Source organism: Halothece sp. PCC 7418 (assembly GCF_000317635.1).
Lineage (GTDB): Bacteria > Cyanobacteriota > Cyanobacteriia > Cyanobacteriales > Rubidibacteraceae > Halothece.
Map to the genome: position 1 here is coordinate 31,494 of NC_019779.1, position 23,034 is coordinate 54,527.

General features: G+C 39.5%; 17 protein-coding genes, 1 tRNA gene and 1 pseudogene. 14 read left to right on the top strand and 5 right to left on the bottom strand.

Going from position 1 to position 23,034, the window contains the following annotated elements; all coding sequences use genetic code 11:
• Positions 1 to 99 precede the first annotated feature (99 nt).
• From PCC7418_RS00140 to PCC7418_RS00155, 4 genes are all read left to right on the top strand, one after another.
• Entirely contained in the window at positions 100 to 1,584 is a 1,485-nt protein-coding gene (locus PCC7418_RS00140) for a hypothetical protein (RefSeq protein ID WP_015224163.1), read from the top strand.
• Between the two features lie 31 nt (positions 1,585 to 1,615).
• Entirely contained in the window at positions 1,616 to 4,135 is a 2,520-nt protein-coding gene (locus tag PCC7418_RS19175; protein ID WP_015224164.1) for a hypothetical protein, read from the top strand.
• Between the two features lie 3 nt (positions 4,136 to 4,138).
• The gene (locus tag PCC7418_RS00150) at positions 4,139 to 6,223 is read left to right on the top strand and encodes a DUF2357 domain-containing protein (RefSeq protein ID WP_015224165.1); all 2,085 of its coding nucleotides are present in this window, start codon (positions 4,139 to 4,141) and stop codon (positions 6,221 to 6,223) included.
• A gap of 310 nt (positions 6,224 to 6,533) precedes the next feature.
• Positions 6,534 to 6,767, top strand: coding sequence for an AbgT family transporter (locus PCC7418_RS00155; protein ID WP_255348287.1), 234 nt, complete (start codon positions 6,534 to 6,536; stop codon positions 6,765 to 6,767).
• A gap of 203 nt (positions 6,768 to 6,970) precedes the next feature.
• On the opposite strand, the gene PCC7418_RS19180 is transcribed toward PCC7418_RS00155, so the two are convergent.
• Together PCC7418_RS19180 and PCC7418_RS00165 are read right to left on the bottom strand one after the other, a co-directional pair.
• Positions 6,971 to 7,786, bottom strand: a complete 816-nt coding sequence (locus PCC7418_RS19180) for an OB-fold protein (RefSeq protein WP_015224166.1) — start codon at positions 7,784 to 7,786, stop codon at positions 6,971 to 6,973.
• 553 nt (positions 7,787 to 8,339) lie between these two features.
• Positions 8,340 to 8,424: transfer RNA gene (locus PCC7418_RS00165), tRNA-Leu, on the bottom strand.
• A 161-nt stretch (positions 8,425 to 8,585) separates the two neighbouring features.
• Between PCC7418_RS00165 and PCC7418_RS00170 the strand changes: the two genes are divergently transcribed.
• From PCC7418_RS00170 to PCC7418_RS00210, 9 genes are all read left to right on the top strand, one after another.
• On the top strand, positions 8,586 to 9,590 hold the full coding sequence (locus tag PCC7418_RS00170) for a GntR family transcriptional regulator (protein WP_015224167.1): 1,005 nt from the start codon (positions 8,586 to 8,588) through the stop codon (positions 9,588 to 9,590).
• A 122-nt stretch (positions 9,591 to 9,712) separates the two neighbouring features.
• Positions 9,713 to 10,141 carry a photosystem I reaction center subunit II PsaD gene (locus PCC7418_RS00175; protein WP_015224168.1) on the top strand — a complete coding sequence of 143 codons (429 nt, stop codon included), beginning with the start codon at positions 9,713 to 9,715 and terminating at the stop codon, positions 10,139 to 10,141.
• Between the two features lie 140 nt (positions 10,142 to 10,281).
• Positions 10,282 to 11,157, top strand: coding sequence for a serine hydrolase (locus PCC7418_RS00180; protein ID WP_041596093.1), 876 nt, complete (start codon positions 10,282 to 10,284; stop codon positions 11,155 to 11,157).
• Positions 11,158 to 11,275: 118 nt separating this feature from the next.
• A complete protein-coding gene (locus tag PCC7418_RS00185) occupies positions 11,276 to 12,601 on the top strand; it encodes a hypothetical protein (protein ID WP_015224170.1) in 1,326 nt (441 codons plus the stop codon).
• A 35-nt stretch (positions 12,602 to 12,636) separates the two neighbouring features.
• Positions 12,637 to 14,352: an ABC transporter ATP-binding protein/permease gene (locus tag PCC7418_RS00190; RefSeq protein ID WP_015224171.1), complete on the top strand. Its 1,716-nt coding sequence runs from the start codon at positions 12,637 to 12,639 to the stop codon at positions 14,350 to 14,352.
• Positions 14,349 to 15,059, top strand: a complete 711-nt coding sequence (locus PCC7418_RS00195) for a class I SAM-dependent methyltransferase (protein ID WP_015224172.1) — start codon at positions 14,349 to 14,351, stop codon at positions 15,057 to 15,059. Before PCC7418_RS00190 ends, PCC7418_RS00195 begins: the two co-directional genes overlap by 4 nt.
• Before the next feature lie 107 nt (positions 15,060 to 15,166).
• A complete protein-coding gene (gene rplU / locus PCC7418_RS00200; RefSeq protein WP_015224173.1) occupies positions 15,167 to 15,559 on the top strand; it encodes a 50S ribosomal protein L21 in 393 nt (130 codons plus the stop codon).
• Positions 15,560 to 15,595: 36 nt separating this feature from the next.
• Positions 15,596 to 15,862, top strand: a complete 267-nt coding sequence (rpmA, locus tag PCC7418_RS00205) for a 50S ribosomal protein L27 (RefSeq protein ID WP_015224174.1) — start codon at positions 15,596 to 15,598, stop codon at positions 15,860 to 15,862.
• Positions 15,863 to 16,621: 759 nt separating this feature from the next.
• Positions 16,622 to 17,569, top strand: a complete 948-nt coding sequence (locus PCC7418_RS00210; protein ID WP_015224175.1) for a PstS family phosphate ABC transporter substrate-binding protein — start codon at positions 16,622 to 16,624, stop codon at positions 17,567 to 17,569.
• Between the two features lie 78 nt (positions 17,570 to 17,647).
• On the opposite strand, the pseudogene PCC7418_RS00215 reads toward PCC7418_RS00210, so the two are convergent.
• Positions 17,648 to 19,109 (bottom strand): annotated as a pseudogene (locus PCC7418_RS00215) (glycoside hydrolase family 13 protein).
• Between the two features lie 93 nt (positions 19,110 to 19,202).
• On the opposite strand from PCC7418_RS00215, the gene PCC7418_RS00220 reads away from it, so the two are divergent.
• Entirely contained in the window at positions 19,203 to 20,102 is a 900-nt protein-coding gene (locus PCC7418_RS00220) for an alpha/beta fold hydrolase (protein ID WP_015224176.1), read from the top strand.
• 367 nt (positions 20,103 to 20,469) lie between these two features.
• On the opposite strand, the gene PCC7418_RS00225 is transcribed toward PCC7418_RS00220, so the two are convergent.
• Together PCC7418_RS00225 and PCC7418_RS00230 are read right to left on the bottom strand one after the other, a co-directional pair.
• Complete coding sequence (locus PCC7418_RS00225) at positions 20,470 to 20,862, bottom strand: response regulator (protein ID WP_015224177.1); 393 nt, start codon at positions 20,860 to 20,862, stop codon at positions 20,470 to 20,472.
• Positions 20,863 to 20,875: 13 nt separating this feature from the next.
• Positions 20,876 to 23,005: a histidine kinase dimerization/phosphoacceptor domain -containing protein gene (locus PCC7418_RS00230; protein WP_015224178.1), complete on the bottom strand. Its 2,130-nt coding sequence runs from the start codon at positions 23,003 to 23,005 to the stop codon at positions 20,876 to 20,878.
• Positions 23,006 to 23,034 lie beyond the last annotated feature (29 nt).

The window sequence follows — 23,034 nt, forward strand, 5'->3', positions numbered from 1 at the left end:
GATAGGGGGGATTATAGAAATTCCCCCTTACAAAGGGGGGATAGGGGGGATTACAGAAAGACTTTGTACTTTAGATCAAACAGAAAAGAAACCATCAAAATGTTTACAAAAAACACCCAAATTTTAGATTATTCTCCCCATTCCAAACAAAGATGGCGAACAAGACAATATTTACTTTGTCCCGTTTTAAGCTATCGCATTGTTGCACCCAAAACCACATCAAAAGAACTCAACTTCTTAGAAAAAGCGATCTTAAACCTTAACAAAATTGGCGCATATACACCATCTGAACTTGGAGAAATCATTGAAATTGATCCTCAACTAGCTGCGCTGATTGTATCCCAATTAATGAATCAAGGATATCTCGATAATCAAGGAAAATTAACCCAAAAGGGTGAGAAAGTATTAGAAGGAATCGTCTTTCAAACCGAGGAAATGATAGGGGGATATATTTTTCAAAATCCGATCACAGGAGAACTTTATCCGCGCTTTTTACAACAATTAAATTATGCAGAAACAAAACGCAATCAAAGCGGATTCCCCGATTTAGTCTATGGAACAACAGGAAAGCCCAAATATGAAAGAGCATTTATGCCTTTACCCATTGATAATCCTATCATCTCTCAACCCTCTGCTCAAGAAATCTTAAAAGCAATTCATGGTCATAACAAATCTTTGCGAAATCAAGATAGTAAAGTCTCTTTTATAGAAGAAGAAGCAACCCCATTTTGGGTGACTACTTATCTCTATATTCCTGAAAAACCAACAGAAGAAAATGAGTGGTATGTTTGCGATCCATTTGGTTTAGGTGATAGCATTTGGTTACAGCGTCGCTTAGAAAAACAGATTAAAAATTCTCAGCCAGAAAGTTTAAATCATTGGTTTCGTAACTTCCTAAAACAAGGAAGAGAAACCGTATCCGATCATCATTGGGAAAAATATCATAGTTTTCAAAAACAGTTACAAGAATATGCAAAATTTTTAGTAAAAGAAAAGCTAACCTTAGTCATCAAAGATTATGACCAAATTTTCCAGCAGTTAGTTAGTATGGAGAAAACTAACCTAGAAATAGAAGCCTTACAAAACAGTGAAAATATATCTCAAGATAAATTAGAGGAGGTAATGATTAAAGCTCAAAAAGTTGCAGAAACTGTATTAATTCAACTAGGAAAAGACTATCCTACACAAGGGAATTGTCATTTACTTTCAGAAGCGAATCGTCTCCACAATAGAACACTAATTCAGGAAATAGCAAACACATTAAACTTCAGCAAAAACCTTCCTAACACTTTAACTGATGTCAAACCTGGAAAAGTCAAAAACGTAGCAGAAACAGGACATGGTTCTCTCAGACCTTTATTATTAGCCACCTTGTTTACTGCTGCGAAACACCCCTCACATCCTTTACAAAATGTTGCGACCCAAAACCCCAACCTACTCATTGAACTCGATACCTTAGCTAAACTTCGAGATCAAAGCAGCCATTCTAACCAACACTCCCTCACCTTAGAACAAGTTTCAACCGCCGTACAAACTATTTATCAGTTTGTTTCCCTAACCTTCCGTTGTCCTTTAAATAATTAAGCATCATTCATCAATAATTAGGAGATTAATCATGGCTAAAAAAACGAAAAACCAGTCTATCCCTTCTCAAGAACAAATGAAACAAGACGCAGAACAAGCAAAACAAGACTTGAACCTAGAAGTAACTCCCACTTCGCAGACTGAGGAAGAAGCAAAACTGAATTTAGAAGAGTTAAGAGAGCAATATCGTATCTTTCAAGAAGCCAAGAAGCAATATGAAGATGAACAGAAAAAACTAGAAAAAGAAACCACCGAGTATCAACAGCAAGAAGAACATCTGACTCAACGCCAAACCGAACTCAACAAACAAGCAGAAACTCTAAAACTCAAAGAAAATAAAATCCAAGAGCTATCCAATCAATTACGAGAAAAAGAGCGAGAATTAGAGCAGAAAGAACTCAACGCAAAAGCTGGTTTTATTCAAGAGCGTGAACAAATTTTTGCTTCCCTTCAAGAGCAAAAAGCAACTTTACAAGAGCAACTCAATGATTATTATCGAACTGTTACTGAAGAAGAAGAAAAACTGTTGAAGCAACGAGAAGAACGTCGCCGAGAGATTGAAAACCAATTACAGGAAGAACGCCTAAAGCTAGAAGCAGAAAGAGAACAAATTCAGCAGGAAAAGCAAGAAATTATCCGCAATAAAAATGAAGCCATTGAATCTGTTCTTGCTTCCCTTCAAGAGCAAAAAGCAACTTTACAAGAGCAACTCAATGATTATTATCGAACTGTTACTAAAGAAGAAGAAAAACTGTTGAAGCAACGAGAAGAACGTCGCCGAGAGATTGAAAACCAATTACAGGAAGAACGCCTAAAACTAGAAGCAGAAAGAGAACAACTAGAACAGGAGAAACGAGAACTTCGTCGCAGTCATAACCGATTAAAAAGTGAGCAAGAATTATTAAAGGAAGATCAAGAAACATTAGAGGAAAAGGTTGAACAAAAAGCAGCCACCAAAGTCAGAGAATTGGAAGCCAAACTTAACTTTCGAGAAAAACAACTACAACAAGAGCGTTCCCTCTCTAAAAAACTAGAATCAGCCCTTGCAAAAAAAACTGAACAAGAGCGTCAGTTTGGACAAAAAACACCAGAAGAAATTTTAGGGGAATTAGAAGATTTACGCACAGTTAACGCACAATTAGAGGAACAACTCGCAGCACGTCCTAATCTGGAAACAACAGAAAGATTACAACAGTTAGAAAAGCAGAAAGAAGCATGGGAAAATGAACGCTTTAATTTAAGTACCCGCATCCAAGAATTAGAACAGAGTAATACTTCTAATCGTATTGCTGTTACCAAATTGGAAAATTTACGGGAAGAAAAAGAAGCCTTAGAAGTTCGGAATCGTTATCTGAAACAAAATCTGGACGACTTAAAAGCAGAAATTGGTCAAACCATCGAAGAAGCAAAAGAAAAAACTCCCTTCCCACTTTGCTTTAATCTCGATCGCGATCGCAACTTACAAGGAACACTTACCCTCACCGATTCTATTTCTAATTTAGAACAATTTACCGAAGATTTACGATATCGAATTGCTCGATCTCCCGATCAAAAAGAAAAATATCTCTATTACTCCTTAAAAGAAATTCGTCTGTTTTTAGCTGGACTAGCGATGAGTCGATTACACTTGCTTCAAGGAATTAGCGGAACAGGAAAAACCAGTCTCGCCGTTGGATTTTCAAAAGCTGTACAAGGAGGACAAAAATTAGTAGAAGTCCAAGCAGGTTGGCGCGATAAACAAGATTTATTAGGTTACTTTAATGCGTTTGAAAAACGGTTTTATGAATCAGACTTTCTACAAGCATTATATGAAGCGCAATGTCCCGCTTACCAAGACCGAATCTATATTATCATTCTCGATGAAATGAACCTTTCTCGACCCGAACAATACTTTGCTGACTTTCTATCAAAACTAGAACAAGAACATCCAAAACTAAAACTAGACACCGATCTCAATCGCCCTTCTCCCCAATTATTTATTGATGGAAACCAGTTAAAAGTTCCTGATAATGTTTGGTTTATTGGAACAGCTAACCAAGACGAAACCACCCTCGAATTTGCGGATAAAACTTACGATCGCGCTCACATTATGGACTTAGAACGTCGCCATGAACCCTTCCAGCTTCCTGATCAAATTGACTCTCAATATCCCATCTCTTATCAAGCCTTAACCCAAGCCTTTACCCGCGCCCAAAATAATTATCAAGCCAAAGTTCAAGATGCAAAAGAGTTCTTAAATATTACTTTACAAGAGTTATTAGAACGTCGTTTCCGTATCGGTTGGGGAAACCGTTTAGAAAGCCAAATGGAGCGGTTTATTCCCGTTGTTCTCGCTGCGGGTGGATCATTAGGAGAAGCAGTTGATCATATTCTAGCTACTAAAATTTTACGGAAAGTGCGCGATCGATACGATATTCCCGTCACCGACTTTCGAGACTTAAAAGAGACATTAAACACAGAATGGTCAGCCATTGATCAGCGCAGCAAACCCATCACTTCCCTTGATTTAATCAACCGCGAAATTCATCGTTTAGAACCAGGAGAAGAATAAAAAATGCAGTATCTCAACCGCATCACAGGAACAAAACAAGCAACCCCTCCTCAGTCTTTTTTACTAGGACAATGGCAAATTTTAACCGAAAACTCTGCTTTGACCTTAAACCAAATTCCTTTATCTAAACAGAGCCAATTTTATCTAGTTGGAAACCAAAACCATCGCCTTAACCTACGAGGAAACAATCAAACCGAAGATTTTCAAATAACTCTTCCTCGTTGGCAAATTTCCGAAGAATTAATTGCGGATAGTATTCGCTCTTTTCACTCTCAAAGAAAATCCCTTGAAGAACAAGAAAGTAGTTTAGATCAATGGCGCAAAATTCCACCACTCATTCCCGAAATTCAAGACCGAATTAAACTGCAACCATTGACACAAGAAATTGCTGATAAACTCAAACATCTTGAAGAAATTTGTCGTCGTCCTCGCACTTACTTAAAAATGGAAACAGAAAGACTTCCTGTTTCGAGAGCCAAACGCATTTCTAAACACGCTGTCTCCTTCTTATCGGCTCATCCCGAAGACTGGGAAAGAGTAAAAATGCACACAGTTATCCCGAAAAATATCTTATCTTTAGTGAGAGAAGAATTATTAGATATCTATGAAAATCGGGTCACTGTGCGTTTAATTGATCATCTTCTTGACTACATTAACTGTCGCATTCAAGAAGTGAAAGCGATTAAACAAGAATTAGATGAAGCTAACAATTTTTCTGCTGATGTGGAAAATATTTTCTACTTAAATAGTCGCCGAGTTTGTACTTTATGGGGAGACTACTTTGATACCGATATCGGAGAAATTGAAGCAGAAGAAACCCTGAAAAAATTACAATCACTTCAATATAAATTACGAGGATTAATCAGCACTCCAGTTTATCAAGCAATTCCCCAACAAGCTCATATTAGCGGTACTTTGAAAAGAACAAATATATTAGTTCATGATCAACACTATCGCCACGTTGATCAGTTATGGCGAAAATGGAGTCACTGGAAAAGCCAAAAAAAGAAAACACCTCAGCAATTTTTCCAAGAGAGTCAAGACTTTTGTGAAGGGTTTGAGTCATTTTGTTTACTCCTCATTACTCGTGCTTTAATGGGAAATAACACCTCAGATGATAAAGGATTTAGTTTTCAATCTGTTGCTGATACAATTCCGCAAAAAAATAGTCAACCTTTTCAGTTTACTGGCTTGTTTGGTAGCATTACTCTCACTTGGAACAAAGATGGGACGTTTTTACTCACTGACGAAACACAAAAAAATAGACCTCTTAAAATTATTCCTATGATTAGTCAGTTGAAAACGTCTGAGTCGGAACAGTTTATTCAAACAATTGAATCACAAATAGAGAAACAAATTGAGTTAACTAACCGAGACTTTCCCTACTGTTTAATTCTCTATCCTGGAGTAGCTGAAGATCGACATCAACTGTCTTCTGATCTGCAAAAGCGAATTTATACTTTAGGAAATCAGACTTTTCCCAATCAATCTCTAGTGGGATTTTTACCTGTGACTCCCCTTGATATTTTTAGCGTGGAAAGAGTCGCCCGTGGAATACAATGGTGGCTGAATGGTCAACGGTATCAAGTCTATCCTCCGTTAATTTCCTTACCCTATCCACTGGATAATTCCTTAAAGTCAATTCTGAGATGCTTACAACCAACTAACACCTCTCAAAACTTTAGGGTTATACAGTTTTCCACCCCAGCAGAAAAACAGGATTATCAAAGAGAATTAGAACGAATGATTAATCAATATCGCTCTCAAGGAAGGAGTCAAAAAGGGAAAGTCCAAAGATTAGAAACGATAAAGGAAATGGCTTTACTCGAACAGGTTGAAGAGGAATTAACCTACTTAATTGTTTGTCCTGTTTGTCATGATTCTGATAATAAAAGCAATTTCCAATCTCTAGAGACGGGCTGTTTTTCTTGTTGCTGTAATAAGTGTAATAGTCAGTGGGGAACTAAAATGAGTAACGAATTGAATCAGAAGTATCCCTACATTGATGTTAATCACAACTCAACGATTTCTAGTCCAGAGGAAATTGATCGTACTGTTGGTCGTGATATCCTTAACTATAATTTCTAATAACTTGTACCTCAGTAATGATCTACCTCCCTTGCTTTTTGGTTTGATATGTTCGATTTCCAAGGGGACTTCTTTGACAGCACAATAAGCACATTGACGATTCCATTTTTCTAATAAGTATTCTCTGACTTCATAGCCCTGTAATTCTCCCTGTTGATACTGGATACCGCTAATTTCAGCGTTTAGGAAATTTAGCCCCGATTTGGGAGTCGATTTTATGTTTTATGAAACCTTACAAATTGGTGGAACAATTACAGATAATCTCCTCGAAAATGAAGTAGGAGCAATTAATTAGGAAGCAGGAAGCGCGATCGCGTCTGGGATGAATTTATCGGTTGTTAATCCAACAAAAGATGAAACAGTAGAAGCGGTTTCTTTACTCACAGCAGACGGCATCCGCAGAATCGTCAGTGAAGCCGTTCCCAACTTTGTCCAATTCCCTCCGTTAGGAACGGTATTAGTTGCCCTATTAGGGGTCAGAGTCGCCCAAGAAAGTGGACTCTTAACAACGGCGTTACCTCGGTTAGGTAGTAGGTTGGGTTGAGGTAACGAAACCCAACATCATTCTCTTATTGTGTTGGGTTACGCTGTCGCTAACCCAACCTACAAGATGATTACTAAAAACACTAGAAGTAACACAAATAAATCAAAAAAATTCAGAAGGTATTGATGAATCAGAAGGTATTGATGAAATTAAGTTCAATTTTGATTAATTGTATTACGACATAGTAAATAAAATATAAGAAATTATTTTTCACATTGAGTTAATAAAACTTGCCCCACAATTGAAAGCCCTTTCACTCTTCCTTTTACGGTTACTTTTTCTCCTTTTGATAGCCACTCTAACTTTGATTCATCACCCTGTTGGAATACACACTGCACACTACTATTTATGATTAGATATGGGTAACCTCGTATATCTTTTGAGATATCAGTAATTGTTCCTGTAAGTGAAATAATATCACCTTCATATTTTGAATCTGCTGCTATTTCGTTTTCATCATATTCTTCATAAATCTCTCTTGCAGTAATCACTTCTGGTTCTGGTTCTGGTTCACTAGTTTCAGTTGTTCTTCTTTCAACAGTATTGTTTACATTATTTTCACTATCAGGAAGAAATAATGTAAAACCCCAAGAAACTAACGAAAAAACTAAACCAAAAATAAGCCAAATCGCATACTCAGAAAATGAATCTCCCTTATAGTTTTCTTTAGAAGAATTAATACTACTCTTAGTATTAATATTGTCGGTTGCTTTTTTGGTATAATTAACTCCTGTTGTGAAACGTAAAGTTTCTTCATTAGGGTTTCGATCTTCTTTCCTAATTTTTATAAAGAAACTATCAATACTTTGTTTAGGAAGAGAATTTAAGTTGAAGAATTTATTATCGTTAGTTTTTCTAACATACTTAAAAACACCACAATTTGGACAGTAGTACAAATTTTTAGGATTTATAGGTTTGTTTTGTTCATCCCCCTTTATTTTTTCAGCTACTTGAGTGTCATGTTCTAAGTCTATTAGCCTTATAGCACATGAACAGTTACTACAACTTATTGTTTTCATTTTTATATTACTTTCACACTTTTCTTGTCCTCTACCACTTTTTATCGTAGTGACTTACACCCTTAATAAATTTCTAAACTTTCCCACACAGCAAAAAGAGAGAGTCTAGTCAATTATTAACAAGATAATGATATTTATTACGAATAGTTGCACTGCTTCATTAATTTCTCAGGATCGCGCAAGTGAGATAGAAGAACTGCAAAACGTCCTCATTCAACAGCAGGAATAATTAGAACGGCTGCAAAAAACAACAAGATGCAGATGCTGACAGATTAAGTAATTTAGAAGATCAACAGCAGCAACTGGAACGGATGACACTGCTAGAAGATAACTAAAAATCAATTCAAGACGATGCTTAAGAGTAGTTTATTAAACCCGATATAGCTTCATACATTGGTTCAGCTATCTCTGCAATTGATTGATAAGGAAAACTTGCGCGATCGCGCTTAATTAAATTAGCATCGCTTATATGTAATCGCAAGGACTTGCCTAACGTTGTACTAATCTTGTACTACTAGGTCAGTGACTTTCTAGTCTTGATGCCTGAAATCAATGGGGGTGGAGAGACTTGAACTCTCACGACCTATAACGGTCAACGGATTTTAAGTCCGCAGCGTCTACCATTCCGCCACACCCCCAGAAATAGGGATAGAAATATGTGAGAGAAGAATGTTTTTCTCTCAGCTTTTCTATTAAAGCACGATGATAAAGATTATGCAACCCTCGTAACAAAATTGGAGTTCATCGCTTAAACTAGAACCAGCATAGCACCACTAGAGGTTGAGGAGGCTCTCGGTTGATGGTTAAATTTCATATCAAGTTGGACAGTGAAATTCCAGCCTCCAAGCAGCTTTTTGACCAGATTCAGTTCGCGATCGCGTCTCGACAATATCCCCCTGGTCATCGCCTTCCTAGCACCCGTCAACTGGCGATGATGACAGGGTTGCATCGCAACACCATCAGCAAAGTTTATCGACAACTGGAAGACACAGGACTAGTCGAATCCCTAGCAGGTTCAGGGATTTATGTCAAGAGCCAAGGTCACGAAGGGGGAAAACGTTACACAACTGCCCAAGCAGCATCAGAAACGGAAGATTTATCCGAAACGACTCATCAAGTAGTACAAGACGGGATTAATGAATTACTGAGCTTAGGATGTTCTTTGCAACAAGTGCGAGAGCTTTTTCTTTCAGAAATCAACTGGCGATTGCAATGTAGTGCACAAGTTCTGGTGACAGTACCTCAAAGTGATATTGGTGCGGGAAAGCTAATTTTGCAAGATTTAGAACCGACTTTAGGTGTTCCCATTCAATTAGTACCCATGGAACAACTAACCGATATTTTAGAAGAAACTGATTCCGCTACGGTTGTCACTAGCCGTTATTTTATTAAAGACGTGGACGCGATCGCTGCACCGAAGTCTGTCCGTGTCATTCCAGTTGATATTTATAACTATGCTAAAGAAATCAAAATCATCACCCAACTGCAAACCAACACCTGCTTGGGAATTGTCAGTTTAAGTTCGGGGTTTCTCGATGCTGCGGAACGAATTATTCACAGTTTACGGGGAGAAGAATTATTGGTCATGACCGCTCAAGCCACAAATATCCCCAAGTTAAAAGCCCTGGTTCGCACCGCACAAACCATTATTTGCGACCAAGCCAGTTATCAGCAAGTGAAGCAAACCGTGAATGAGATTGCTGAAGATCTAATCCGTCCGCCAGAAGTTATTTGTAGCGATAATTATATTAGTACCGAATCAATTCGCCTCTTGCGCCAAGAGTTAGGGTTAGGACAGTTTTAAGCGGGCGTTTGTTAAGTTAGATAAAATTCTTCAAATTGTAACAGTTCTTGACAGAAGCACTAAAACCGCGTCTTTGCGATGATAGGATTCCATTAAAATGCCCTTATTTTATAAAACTGACCATGAGTGAATTACTTTCTGGACAAACTCCTATATTTGGCGGTAGCACCGGCGGTTTATTAACAGCTGCTGAAACTGAAGAAAAATACGGTATTACTTGGACCAGTTCTCAAGAACAAGTGTTTGAAATGCCCACAGGGGGCGCAGCAATCATGCGTGAAGGCGAAAACGTCTTCTATTTTGCACGCAAAGAACAATGCTTAGCTTTAGGAACTCAATTACGGACTAAATTTAAGCCGAAAATTGAGGACTTCAAGATTTATCGCATTTATCCCAATGGGGAATTAGAATATCTCCATCCCAAAGATGGTGTCTTCCCTGAGAATGTTAATGAAGGTCGTCCTTACATGGGTAAAATTGACCGTAAAATTGGGGCAAACCCTGATCCCGCAACGGTTAAGTTTTCTGGAAAAACCCCCTATGAAGTTTAATTTCATCCTAGTTTAGGCTTAAAGTCCAATTCCCCAGCCGATTCGGTTTGGGGAATTTTTTGTACAAGTGACCAGTGTTCGGCTACCAGTTACCGAACAACGATGAACAAAGAACAAACAACCAATGACTAATGACCAATATGGCTTTTTATCAGGAAGATAGACAACTGAGACATATTGCTTGGCAAATTCTGGAAAGAGTGTGGCAAACTTTTCCTGAATTAGAACGTAGTCAAATCGCTTTAACCTGGTTGGTTTACGGGTCTGCGATGCGGGGTTTTAATTATCGCGGTGGGGAAGTTTTCTATCCCGCAAGTCTCGTGAAATTATTTTATTTGGTCGCTGTACAGGAATGGTTAAAGCGCGGTTTAATTTTCCCCTCAAAAGAACTCGATCGCGCAATTCAGGATATGATTATCGACTCTAGTAATGATGCTACTAGTTTAGTGGTTGATGTCCTCACGGGAACCACCAGTGGACCAGAACTCTCGCGGAATGCCTTTCTGACTTGGCAATCGCAACGGAATCTTGTCAATCGCTATTTTAAATCTTTGCGTTGGGAAGAACTCGAACCCATCAACGTTAATCAAAAAACATGGGGAGATGGCCCCTATGGACGAGAAAAAGCGTTTATTGGGGAATCTAGAGAGAATCAGAATCGACTAACAACCAATGCTGTGGCGAGACTCTTTCATCATATTGTTATGGGAAATGCTGCACAATCTACATTGATGATGGATTTACTATTCCGTTCTCTTCCTGCTGCATCCTCGGATCCAGAGGAAGAGAATCAGATTACGGGTTTTTTAGGAGAAGCCCTCCCCACAGAAGCCAAACTCTGGTCAAAAGCAGGTTGGACGAGTTGGGTTCGCCATGATAGCGCTTATATAGAACTCCCCAACCATCCCCCCTATCTTCTTGTTGTCTTTACCGAACGTTCGCCCTCACCACCAAATCACCAATTATTACCCTTTATTTCCCAGCAGTTTCTCAAGGCTCTAGAGTCCTCAATTTGACAGAGAAGGTTAGGTTGCGTAATTGATACATTAGAATCGAAGTGAAGAGGTGACAGCCTTTTGCTGAAACATAACCTTTAATTTGAATTGTCAATTTAATTGTCAATTGCTTTCAATTATGACTCCTAACCCTCTCATTACTAATTCCATTGAAAAACTCGATTATCGTGTTACTGTCGGTGACGTGGCAGCAGAAACGGGGTTAAAACTACAAGATGCCCAACAAGGCTTAGTTGCACTCGCAGCAGATGCAGGCGGACATTTACAAGTTAGTGAAACTGGAGATATTACCTATCTTTTTCCAGAAAATTTTCGGGGAATTCTTCGTAATAAATACCTGCGTCTGCGCTTAAAAGAGTGGTGGGATAAAATCTGGGGCGTTTTATTTTATCTGATCCGAATTTCCTTTGGCATTATTTTAATCGCATCCATTGTTTTAATTGCAATCACGATTTCTCTGATTGTAATTGGTGTGCAAATGAATTCAGATGAAGGAGACTCTGATGAAGGAATCGGAGGAGGCGGTGGTTTTTCCTTTGGCTTTTTCCCATTTTGGTTTGGACCTGACTTATTTTGGTTTTTCTCTCCTGGATATTACGAATATGATGAACCGATTGAAAGAAGGGAAAGGAAAGGAAATCGTAAACAAAAAAGCGAATTAAGTTTTCTGGAAGCGATCTTCTCTTTCTTATTTGGAGATGGCAATCCCAATGCCAAATTAGAAGAACGCCGTTGGCAAGAAATCGGGAGTGTTATTCGACAAAATAGAGGTGCAGTCGTTGGTGAACAAATTGCCCCTTATCTTGATGAAATTGATACGACTAGTTGGGAAGATGAAGATTATATGTTATCGGTTCTGACTCGATTTAATGGGATTCCAGAAGTAACAGAAGACGGTCAGATTATTTACTATTTCCCAGACTTACAAGTAACGGCAACGGGAAATAATAAAGCTCCAGTTCCCTCTTATTTAGAAGAGAGAAAATGGCAATTTACCAAAGCCAGTAGTACGCAAAAAATTATTGCAATTGGTTTAGGAGGTGTTAACCTAATCTTAGCTTTAATGTTGGGGTCTCTCTTATCTGGAGAAATTGCAGCGCAAATGGGAGGATTAGTTGCTTTTGTTAATGGGATTTATGGAATTCTTTTAGCTTATGCAATTGGTTATCTGACGATTCCTTTAATTCGTTATTTTTGGATTCAGCAAAAAAATCAACGAATTTCTGCTCGTAACGAAGAACGATTTCAGCGCGTTAGATTGTTAGCCAGCCCTGATCAAGACTTACAAAATAAATTACAAGAGGCAAAAGCATTTGCTTCCCAAACTGTTTTAAGTGAGGAAGATATTGCCTATTCTACTGAACAAGATTTAATGGAACAAGAAGCAGAACGAAGCGATAAAATTGATGAGGATTGGGAACGTCGGTTGAATAGTGATCAGTGACCCAATAACAAAGAACAAAGAACAAAATTAATTAAATGCAAAGACGAATTAACTTTCAACTATTGAGGCGGTTTTGGTCGATCGCGCGTCTCTACTGGTTTGGGGATGAAAAATGGAAAGCCAGAGGACTTCTTTTAATCATTACTTTGATGCTGATTACTTACACAGTTCTCAGTGTCAAATTAAACCAGCAACGAGGGAATTTAATTACCGCCCTCTCCCAAATGAGTGAGGAAGAATTTTGGAGTGGACTACTCATTTATTTCGGCGTAATTGTTGCTTATATTCCTTTATTTGCAGGGGCAAAATATTTAATTAATCTCTTAGGTTTATTTTGGCGAAGATGGTTAACAGGGAGTTTTTTAGATCATTATTTTCGCGATCGCGCTTACTATAAATTGACCTCTTATGGGGAAATTGATAACCCAGATCAACGGATTTCTGAAGATGTCCGTTCTTTTACTCAAGAATCTTTAACGTTTCTCTTAATTACTCTTTCCTCTCTCTTTCAAGTCATTGGATTTAGTAGCGAACTTTGGACAATTTCTTATCCGTTAGTTATTTTTCTATTTGTTTATGCGATTGTTGGAACTTTGATTACAGTAGGCGTTTTTGGGAAAGCCTTAGTCCGCTTGAATTTTGAGCAGTTGAAACGAGAAGCAAACTTTCGCTTTGGTTTAGTTCGGATTCGAGAAAATGCTGAATCCATTGCATTTTATCAAGGAGAAGAGCAAGAAGAAGGTCAAGTTAAACTTAAATTTGATGATATCTTCGATAACTTCAAACGTTTAATTTTATGGCAAGATTTAGGCTTAAAGTCTTTTACCAATACCTTCCAACTCATTACTTACGCGCTCCCTTTTCTGATCTTAGCTCCCCGCGTTTTCTCGGGAGAATTAGCCGTGGGGAAAGTAACCGAGGCGCAAGGGGCTTTCTTACAAATTTTCTTCGCTCTCGATTTTATTATTAATCGTTTTCAATCCCTGACTGAATTTGGAGCAGGAATTAACCGAATTTTTGATTTTGCTGATTATATCAATCTTGCTGATTCTGAACAAACAGAAGAAGAGAAGACTAATCCGACAATTGATTTCGTTAATGATGAGCAAATTGCAGTTAAAAGTTTAACTCTCCAAACTCCCAACTATCAACGCACCTTAGTTCAAGACTTAACCGTTGATATTCCCCAAGGTGGGGGGTTATTAATTATGGGGGCGAGTGGCTGTGGAAAAAGTTCATTACTCCGCGCGATCGCGGGATTATGGCAGTCTGGAAACGGTAAAATTATCCGTCCCGAATTATCAGAAATTATCTTTTTACCCCAACGTCCTTACATGATTTTAGGCAGTTTAAGAGAAGAGTTAATTTATCCCAAAACAGAAAGTGACTTAACCAATGAACAACTTGCAGCGGTGTTAAATCAAGTTAATCTCCCTCATTTAATTGAACGATTTGGCAGCTTAAATGTCCAGAAAAACTGGGGAGAAGTTTTATCATTAGGAGAACAACAAAGAGTTGCGTTTGCCAGAATTTTAATTAATCAACCGCGTTATGTGGTATTAGATGAAGCCACTAGTGCTTTAGATGTTAAAAACGAGGAATCGCTGTACGATCAATTACAGGCGATTAACGTTACTTATGTCAGTGTCGGTCATCGTCCAACATTACGAAAATATCATCAACTTGTTTTAGAATTATCAGAAGATCAATCTTGGCAAGTTAAACCCCTTACAGCAGAAGTAGAATCATGATTTTTCCAGGTGAAGTCTTTGCAGAAACCAAAGAATTTGATAGTAAGATTCGGCAACTATTACCCTATTATGATGAAATGCTAAGCGCGATCGCGCTATGTGTCCCCTCTAACAGCACCCGCATTCTAGAATTAGGGTGTGGAACAGGAGAACTAACAGTAAAAGTTCTTCAACAGTGTCCAAACGCGCAACTGGTCGCCGTCGATTATTCCCCCCGTATGATTGACTTTGTAGCGAATAAATTAGATTATCAAGGAGAAGGAGACCGCGTCAAAACCTTACAATTAGACTTCGGTGCTTGGGCTAATGATGAAGCCGATTCCGAAGTGGGAAGCAACTTTGATGCCATTATTTCTTCCCTCGCGATTCATCATCTGACTGATGAAATGAAAGGAAAACTCTTTCAAAAAGTTGCTCGTTCCCTCAATCCAAATGGACAATTTTGGAATGCAGATCCCTTGCTTCCCGAGTTTCCTGAATTGTCTGATATCTATCAACAATCTCGCCAACGTTGGGCGGAAAAACAAGGCTATGATCTCGAAGCTGTCCGCAGTCAAATTGGCAAAAGCGACACGCAAGGCTATTCTAGCCAAGATCAACTCGCAACTCTTGATGATCATCTGCAAATGTTAAACGATGCTGGCTTTTCCAAAACAGCAGTGATTTGGAAATACTATAATCTTGCGGTGTTTGGGGGATTGCATTAGTCTCTAATTCACGGTACAATAGTAGATTGTGTCTCCTGCTCGGATCAGGTCAGACATTGTCAAAGCGAAACCTTCGCTACCTGTACGGCATTTTTAAAGGATTAATCATGAGTTATGCAATTGTAGAAGCAAGCGGAACGCAAATTAAAGTTGAACCCGGTTCTTTTTATGACTTAAACCGTTTGCACGTTGATGAAGAGGGTAACTACACTTTCGATAAAGTGTTACTCATCAATAATGACGGTGAAGTTACGGTTGGTCAACCTTACATTGAAGGCGCAACCGTACAAGGAACCATTATGAGCCACTTGCGCGGGCGAAAAGTGCTTGTTTACAAAATGAAGCCCAAGAAAAACTATCGGAAAAAACGGGGGCACCGTCAGGAATTAACTCGTGTGATGATTAATTCCATCAGCCTCAATGGTTCTATCATTGCAGAAGCAGAAAGCACTGAAGCAGAAGCCGTCACTCCCGATGCAGTGGAAACGGCTGCTGAGTAGAATTGTAAATAAGAAAAATTATCGAGAGGATTAACCATGGCTCATAAGAAAGGAACAGGAAGCACTCGTAACGGAAGAGATTCTAATTCAAAACGTCTGGGTGTCAAACGTTACGGCGGACAAGTGGTTCGTGCTGGCAATATTTTAGTTCGTCAGCGCGGAACCAAAATTCATCCAGGCGTTAATGTCGGTCGCGGTAACGATGATACCTTATTTGCCCTCGTGGATGGTGTCGTCAGTTTTGATCGCTACGGGAAAAGCCGTCGCAAAGTTAGCATCCTTCCCGTAGAATATGGGGCTTGAAACAGAAAGTGGAAACTTAACCATTTCTTAACTTAGTTAGCCAAATTAACTAAGATAATATAAGAGTGGCTAACTTTAACTGATCAATAACCAAGACAGTTTAAGAATAAGTCACTTTTTGGCGGTGATTTACATCGTGTCAGCCTGTGGACTGGTTAACGCCGACGTTGCCAGGAAAAGCCCTGAGCGGAAAGAAGCAGGAAGTGGACATCAGAGTAAATCAGGTTTTGAGTAAACGTGGTTAAGTTTGAGTAAGTTCCTCATAACGGCAGTTGCAACAGCTAAGTAGTTACAGCGATTCAGTCAGAAAGCCATCCGTTTGAAACGGATGGATGAATGACAAGGGAGGACTTTAGTCCTCTGTGTCTGCTAGAATAGAGCAAGCCCAAAGATGGTGAAAAACCCGTCAGGCTTATTAAAAAAAGTAGAGATACAGCTAGACTTTTGTTTAGCCAAGGTCTTTAGGGCATCTTTGAACGTGCCACTCCATTCGGGAGACTCCTTTCTAACACTCGATTTGTGATTTTAATCCATTGAGTTGTTTCGATTGGAATCCACGCGATTTTAATCCGTGGAGAGTTCAACAATATTGCTAATATTAGCCGAGTTCCCTCTCTTGTTTTACAGGAGAGGGATTTAATATTAATTGAGGCAAGAAACGATTAAATCTTAATAGACTAATAAAACTTAATTAAAGCCATCTTAACCTCAACTGAGTAAGGTTTAGGTTGGATGTAAATCTAACCAAATTTTACTGATATGGTAGTCGCTAAAAATAAATTTTCCCTTAAGCGCTTTTCTATCGCTGGTGCTGTTGCCTTCGCAACTGCAACCCTCGGATTAGCCATTTCTGAAGTTCGTTCCCAAGGTAATCTTGTTTCCATTGACGGGTCTAGCACCGTTTACCCCATTCAAGAAGGGATTGCCGAAGAATTCCAAAAAGATAACCGAGGCTACAGAGTAACCGTTGGTGTTTCTGGTAGTGGCGGTGGATTTGAGAAATTCTGCCGTGGCGAAACTGATATTTCCAACGCTTCTCGTCCCATTAAAGACTCAGAAGCTCAGAGATGCGCTCAAAATGGCATTGAGTTTGTTGAATTGGAAGTTGCCTTTGATGGTATCACGGTGGTGGTTAACCCCGAAAATAACTGGGTAGATACGATGACCGTTGAGCAACTAGAAACCATTTGGGAACCTGATGCTCAAGGAAACGTTACTCGTTGGAGCGATGTTAACTCCAGTTGGCCCAATGTAGAAATGAGCTTATATGGTCCTGGTGCTGACTCTGGTACATTTGACTACTTCACAGAAGTCATTGTTGGCGAAGAAGGCGCAAGTCGAGGCGACTATACTGCAAGTGAAGACGATAATGTTCTCGTTACTGGTGTTGAAAGAGATAGAAATGCTCTCGCCTACTTTGGTTATGCCTACTATGTTGAGAACCAAGATACTCTCAAAGCAGTCGGTATTGATAATGGTAACGGAGCGGTTAAGCCTAACCAAGAAACCATTGAAAGCGGAAAGTACGCGCCTTTATCCCGTCCTCTCTTTGTGTACGTGAAAAAATCCGCAATGGAGAAACCTCAAGTAGAGGCTTATGTTGAGTATTTTCTGAGCGCGGATAACATCACTCCCATTGTTAATGAAATTGGTTATGTTCCCCTTTCCCGTCGTGGTTACCTCAATCAAAAAGCTAAAATTCGGTAGATTCCGACTTTTGTTATTCACTTAACCTCATCAGCCAAAGATGCAGAGCAATTTCAGTTCTGCATCTTTTTTTCCTGCTTAACTCCCAATCAGACAGCCCTCGCGAGGCGGTAACTGTAACAAAAGCTGATTCTGGTTCATCTTCCATTCCCACTGCGCTTCCCCACACAGTAAACGCTGGGGTTGAGTTTGTAGTTTGTCTGTTGGCACAGTAACAGATGCAGGATCTATTCCTGAATTGACGGCAATGATCAGTTCTGAGGCTGCTAAAGTCCGCGCAAAAACATAGACTAAGCCTTCTGCATAGAGAATTTTATAGTTTCCCGTTCGTAAGGCGGGGTAATGATGACGGCAGCGAATTAAATCTTGATGCCACTGTAACAAGTCTTGATCCCATTGTTCTTCTGGCGGGAAACTGCGTCGAGAATCGGGATCGAGTCCTCCAGGTAAACCCACTTCATCCCCATAGTAAATACAGGGCGCACCTGGAAAGGTCAGTAACAGTAATGTGGCAAGTTTAACACTAGCGCGATCGCGCTGGGCAATACTTAACAACCGCGCCGTGTCATGACTCGCTAACAAATTAAGTTGGGTTTGTTGAATTTCCCACGGATACAGGTCTAATAATTGCTTAATGTGTTTACTGTATTCCGTTGCATTTTGAGGCGGATAGGGCTTATATTCCGGTTGTTCCACTAACTCTCGATCCACGCGATCGCGCGCCGTAAAAGCAATGGTTGGACCCGTAAACATGTAATTCATCACCCCATCAAACTGCGTTCCATCCAGCCACGGTCGCGAGTCTCCCCACACTTCGCCAACAATATACGCTTCAGGGTTAATTTTTTTCACCCTCTCTCGAAACTCTTGCCAAAATCCAGGCACTTCAATCTCAAAGGGAACATCTAACCGCCAGCCATCAATTCCTTGATTTAACCAATATTCCCCAATCCGCATAATATACTCGCGAACATCAGGGTTTTCATGGTTAAACTGGGGTAACGCCCGATTTCCCACCCAACTGGCATAATTGGCGGGTAAATCGCCATTATAAGGCGACACGGGCCACTCTTTAATCTTAAACCAATCCACCCACGGAGAATAGGGGCCATTTTCTAAGATGTCATTAAAGTAGAAAAAGCCCCGACTAGCATGATTAAACACCCCATCTAAAACCACCTTCAGATTGCGCTGATGGGCAGACTTTAAGAGGGCTTGCAAGGCTTCATTCCCCCCTAAAATGGGATCAACCTGATAATAATCATGGGTGTGATAGCGGTGATTACAAGCAGATTGGAAAATGGGGGTTAAATAGAGGGCGCTAATTCCCAAATCTTGCAGATAATCCAGCTTTTCAATGACACCCCACAAATTTCCCCCCTTTATATCCCTGTAGCGTTGGTGGGTCATCCCAAGGTTCAAATTCGACCTGCTGAAAAACCGTTGATACATCCTTTGGCGGTTGGGCTTTGGCAAACCGATCTGGAAAAATTTGATAAAAGACAGCATTTTTGACCCAGTTGGGGGTTTGAATTGACATGAGCGCGTATTAATTCCGACTTCCCCCATATTGTACTGGTCTTTTTTTCTTCTTTTTTGTTACAAAATATTTAGAATTACTTGACAAAAATATATGACAGTATCAGAACCAAAAACAGAACATAAAACCTGGACTTGGCGCGGTTACCCGATCACATATCGCAGTTGTGGAGAAGAAGGCAGCGCGATCGTTTGTGTCCATGGCTTCGGCGCTTCTTCTGGACACTGGCGGAAAAATCTACCCGTCTTAGGAGAATCTTTTCGCTGCTATGCCCTCGATTTAATTGGCTTTGGCGGTTCGGCAAAACCCCAACCAAAAACTGAAATTAATTATACTTTTGAAACCTGGGGAGAACAAATTGCTGATTTTTGTCAGGAAATTGTGGGAACGCCTGTTTTTTTAGTGGGAAATTCCATTGGCTGTATTGCTGCGATGCAAGCTGCTTTTGCTCATCCCGAGATCAGTCTTGGTGTCATTAACCTCAATATTTCTCTGCGATTATTACACGAAAGAAAAAGACAAACCCTCCCTTGGTATCGTGGCTTGGGTGCGCCCATTGCCCAAAAGATTTTAAGTTATCCCCCTGTGGGAAAATGGTTTTTTAATCGCATTGCCAAACCAAAAACCATTCGCAACGTTTTATTACAAGCCTATCATCGTCCAGAAGCGGTAACAGATGAGTTAGTGGAAATGTTGCTGACTCCGGCCAAAGATGAAGGCGCAGCAGAGGTTTTTATTGCGTTTACGAACTACTCTCAAGGGCCCCTCGCTGAAGATTTGTTACCGCAATTGCAGTGTCCCACCCTAATTCTATGGGGAGAAAATGATCCTTGGGAGCCGATCGCGCTGGGTCAGGAATTGTCAAATTATGCCACAGTAGAAGATTTTATTCCGTTACCCCAATTAGGGCATTGTCCGCAAGATGAAGCCCCAGAAGTGGTTAATCCCATTATTCAAGAATGGGTACAAAAAAAAATCAGTGTCCAGTCATAGCTCCCTCTAGTTTTTTGAGGGAAAAAGTGACGAAACCCAACACCTAAGTAGGGTGGGCACTGCCCACTCTACAATGTAGTCCTATGTTTTGTCTGTTCGGTGATGTTATAGCGCCTGAGAAAGGAGGAAACAAACAAAGAGCGATTAATCCAGTTTTTACGAATGAATTAGATCTGCTATAGCCTTTCTTAGTCTGTTGAGGTACGTAATGCGAGTCGGTGGATGTTCATGGTTCATGGTTCATGGTTCATGGTTCGTGGTTCATTGATTAAAAACCAACAAATAACAAAGAACGAAGAACAAAGAACAAAGAACAAAAATTTAGAATGTACCTCATGAGATTGGGAAGTGCTATATATCACTAACCCTAAATCGTTGCTAGTTCTTGTTGATGCTTGCTTAACGCCATGCGAATTGCAGCATGAACTTCTCGTTGTTTAAAGGGTTTCAAAATATAACCATAGCAACCACTTTGTTCCGCCCGTTGTAGGGTTTTATCATCTCCATAAGCAGTTAAATAAATAACAGGAATTTTAAATTTTTGCAGCACTTCGGTTGCGGTTTCAATTCCATCCATCTCCCCTTCAATTAAAATATCCATTAAAACCAGATCAGGATCAGTTTCTTCGATTTGGCTGAGTGCTTCTTCTCCAGAAGCAATCGTTCCCACCACTTGGTATCCCAGTTTTTCTAACTTACGAGCCAGACCTTTGGCGATAATAAATTCATCTTCGACAATCAAAATTTTTGCGGTATCCATGATTGACTAACTCCTATTTTACTGAATAACGTTTCCGATACATTCTTTCGCTAAAAGTGAGAGTAAAACAAGCCCCCTGCTTCTGTTCAATGTGCAAATTACCTTTCAGTTGTTGAGTTAGTGTCTGCACTAGATCAAGCCCCAGTGACTCTAAGTTATCTAAATCTAGATCTTGAGGAAAACCGACACCATCATCTTGAACCACTAAGGTAATTTGTCCTTCATTATCTTGTGATAAACTCAGCCAAATTGTTCCTTGTTTTTCGTTAGGAAAAGCGTGTTTAAACGCATTAGACACCAACTCATTTACTATTAAACCACAAGGATTAGCGGTTTCGATATTAAGAAATATTGACTCAATATGGGTTTCCAGATTAATCCCTGTTTCGGCGACATTATAAGACTCAAATAAATTATCAATTAGTGCCTCTAGATATTCGCCAAAGTCAATTTTATCTAAGCCCGTTGAACGATAGAGTTTTTCATGAATTAAAGCCATGGATTGAATCCGACTTTGACTTTCTTCTAAAACAGCAAGCACTTCTGGATCATTGGTATAATCGGTTTGAAACTCTAAGAGATTAGAAACGACAAGCAAGTTGTTTTTTACACGATGGTGTATTTCCTTAAGTAACATCTCTTTTTGCTGTAAAGAATTTTCCAATTCAGTTTCATAGTTCTTTCGTTCTGTCACATTTTGATAGACCCACAACGATCCCTCCTGAGAGTCATCGATAATAATCGGAATATAATCGCGTTCCACTGTTATTTTATTATTTAAAGTCCATTCTTCATTTGTTACCAGTTCTTGATCGGCGATAATTTTTTCATTCCGCTCTTCTACGACTTCTGGGTCTTGAAAAATAGGATAGTAATACTCTTTAAAATCGGAATAGCTTTTTCCAATTAATTCAACAGGGGGAGTGCTAATATCAAACAAGTCACAAAATGCTTGATTAACGAATAAAACATTCCGCCTCTTATCTTTCAAGAGAATACCCCCTTTTAAGTTAGTAATTAATGTCTTTAAGCGAGAAAACGTAACGTGTAACTCTTGCTCTAAATTTTTATTTTCAGTAATGTCAATTCCGACGGAAACGGCTGCTTTGCCTTGATTATATTTTTGAGCGATCAACAGATAATAATGAACCGTTCCTTTGAGATTAATCTTGATTGTTTTTTGGGCAATAGTTGTCTGCTGATCCTCAAAAAAATCTTCAATAAAATGACTAAATTCTCGCGGATTATTAATGAAACCAATATGTTGACCCACAAAGTCCTCTGGTTGCAGATTTAAGCTGTTCGCTAAACGTTGATTAACTCCCAAATAATTAAGATCAGAATCAATCCAAGAAATAAAGCCTGGAACCGCATCAATCACCGCTTGTAATTGTTCATTAGTCGTTTTTAACTGATTTTCTGCTTGTTTTCGTTCCTCAAGTTGATGTTGTAGTTCTGCGTTTACTTTCTCTAGTTCCGCTGTCCGTTGTTTGACCCGTTGTTCTAATTCTTGGTTAAATTCAATGAGGGCGGTTTCGGCTTGCTTTGAATTCTGGTAAAGTTGGGCTTGTTGCAGCGCGATCGCGATTTGTGCAGCTAACCGTTCTAAGGCTTCAATTTCTAGAAAACTCCAATGGCGCGATCGTTGTTCTTGGTAAGCGTAAATAAATCCCGAAAACTGCGATTTTTCTTCAATCGGTACAATTAACTCAGCACGAGGCTGATCTCCGACAACTTCCTTAGCAGTTCCTAATGTGGCTTGTTCCTGTTCAATTGCAAAAACTTTTTGTTCTATATCTTGATCAGTCGGTGTGCTGCTTGATGGGACAGCCTTCGCTACAATGTCAAATCGTTGTGAGGAAATACGCCGATAAATCAAGACCTGTTCCACATCGAGAAATTCTTGGACTTCTTTTGCTGTACGATTTAGAATTTCGTCAATGTCCAAGGAGTGGCGAATTCTTGCAATCATTTGTTCCAATAGGCGATTGGCTTGCGCTTGCTGGGATAATTCCTCCGTATAAGTTTGAACTTCTTTTTCTAGCGCTGCTTGACGTTCACTCAGACTTTCTCGTTGTTTCTGTTCGAGTTGACTAACTTTTTTCCGCAGGGAATTAATTAAAGCGAGGGTATTCGGATTCATGGTTCTCAGACGGATCAAAAGCCCTATCA

Coding starts and splice junctions, on each gene's coding strand:
- PCC7418_RS00140 (WP_015224163.1), top strand. CDS start 100: ATGTTTACAAAAAACACCCAAATTTTAGATTATTCTCCCCATTCCAAA.
- PCC7418_RS19175 (WP_015224164.1), top strand. CDS start 1,616: ATGGCTAAAAAAACGAAAAACCAGTCTATCCCTTCTCAAGAACAAATG.
- PCC7418_RS00150 (WP_015224165.1), top strand. CDS start 4,139: ATGCAGTATCTCAACCGCATCACAGGAACAAAACAAGCAACCCCTCCT.
- PCC7418_RS19180 (WP_015224166.1), bottom strand. CDS start 7,786: ATGAAAACAATAAGTTGTAGTAACTGTTCATGTGCTATAAGGCTAATA.
- PCC7418_RS00170 (WP_015224167.1), top strand. CDS start 8,586: ATGGTTAAATTTCATATCAAGTTGGACAGTGAAATTCCAGCCTCCAAG.
- PCC7418_RS00175 (WP_015224168.1), top strand. CDS start 9,713: ATGAGTGAATTACTTTCTGGACAAACTCCTATATTTGGCGGTAGCACC.
- PCC7418_RS00180 (WP_041596093.1), top strand. CDS start 10,282: ATGGCTTTTTATCAGGAAGATAGACAACTGAGACATATTGCTTGGCAA.
- PCC7418_RS00185 (WP_015224170.1), top strand. CDS start 11,276: ATGACTCCTAACCCTCTCATTACTAATTCCATTGAAAAACTCGATTAT.
- PCC7418_RS00190 (WP_015224171.1), top strand. CDS start 12,637: ATGCAAAGACGAATTAACTTTCAACTATTGAGGCGGTTTTGGTCGATC.
- PCC7418_RS00195 (WP_015224172.1), top strand. CDS start 14,349: ATGATTTTTCCAGGTGAAGTCTTTGCAGAAACCAAAGAATTTGATAGT.
- rplU (WP_015224173.1), top strand. CDS start 15,167: ATGAGTTATGCAATTGTAGAAGCAAGCGGAACGCAAATTAAAGTTGAA.
- rpmA (WP_015224174.1), top strand. CDS start 15,596: ATGGCTCATAAGAAAGGAACAGGAAGCACTCGTAACGGAAGAGATTCT.
- PCC7418_RS00210 (WP_015224175.1), top strand. CDS start 16,622: ATGGTAGTCGCTAAAAATAAATTTTCCCTTAAGCGCTTTTCTATCGCT.
- PCC7418_RS00220 (WP_015224176.1), top strand. CDS start 19,203: ATGACAGTATCAGAACCAAAAACAGAACATAAAACCTGGACTTGGCGC.
- PCC7418_RS00225 (WP_015224177.1), bottom strand. CDS start 20,862: ATGGATACCGCAAAAATTTTGATTGTCGAAGATGAATTTATTATCGCC.
- PCC7418_RS00230 (WP_015224178.1), bottom strand. CDS start 23,005: ATGAATCCGAATACCCTCGCTTTAATTAATTCCCTGCGGAAAAAAGTT.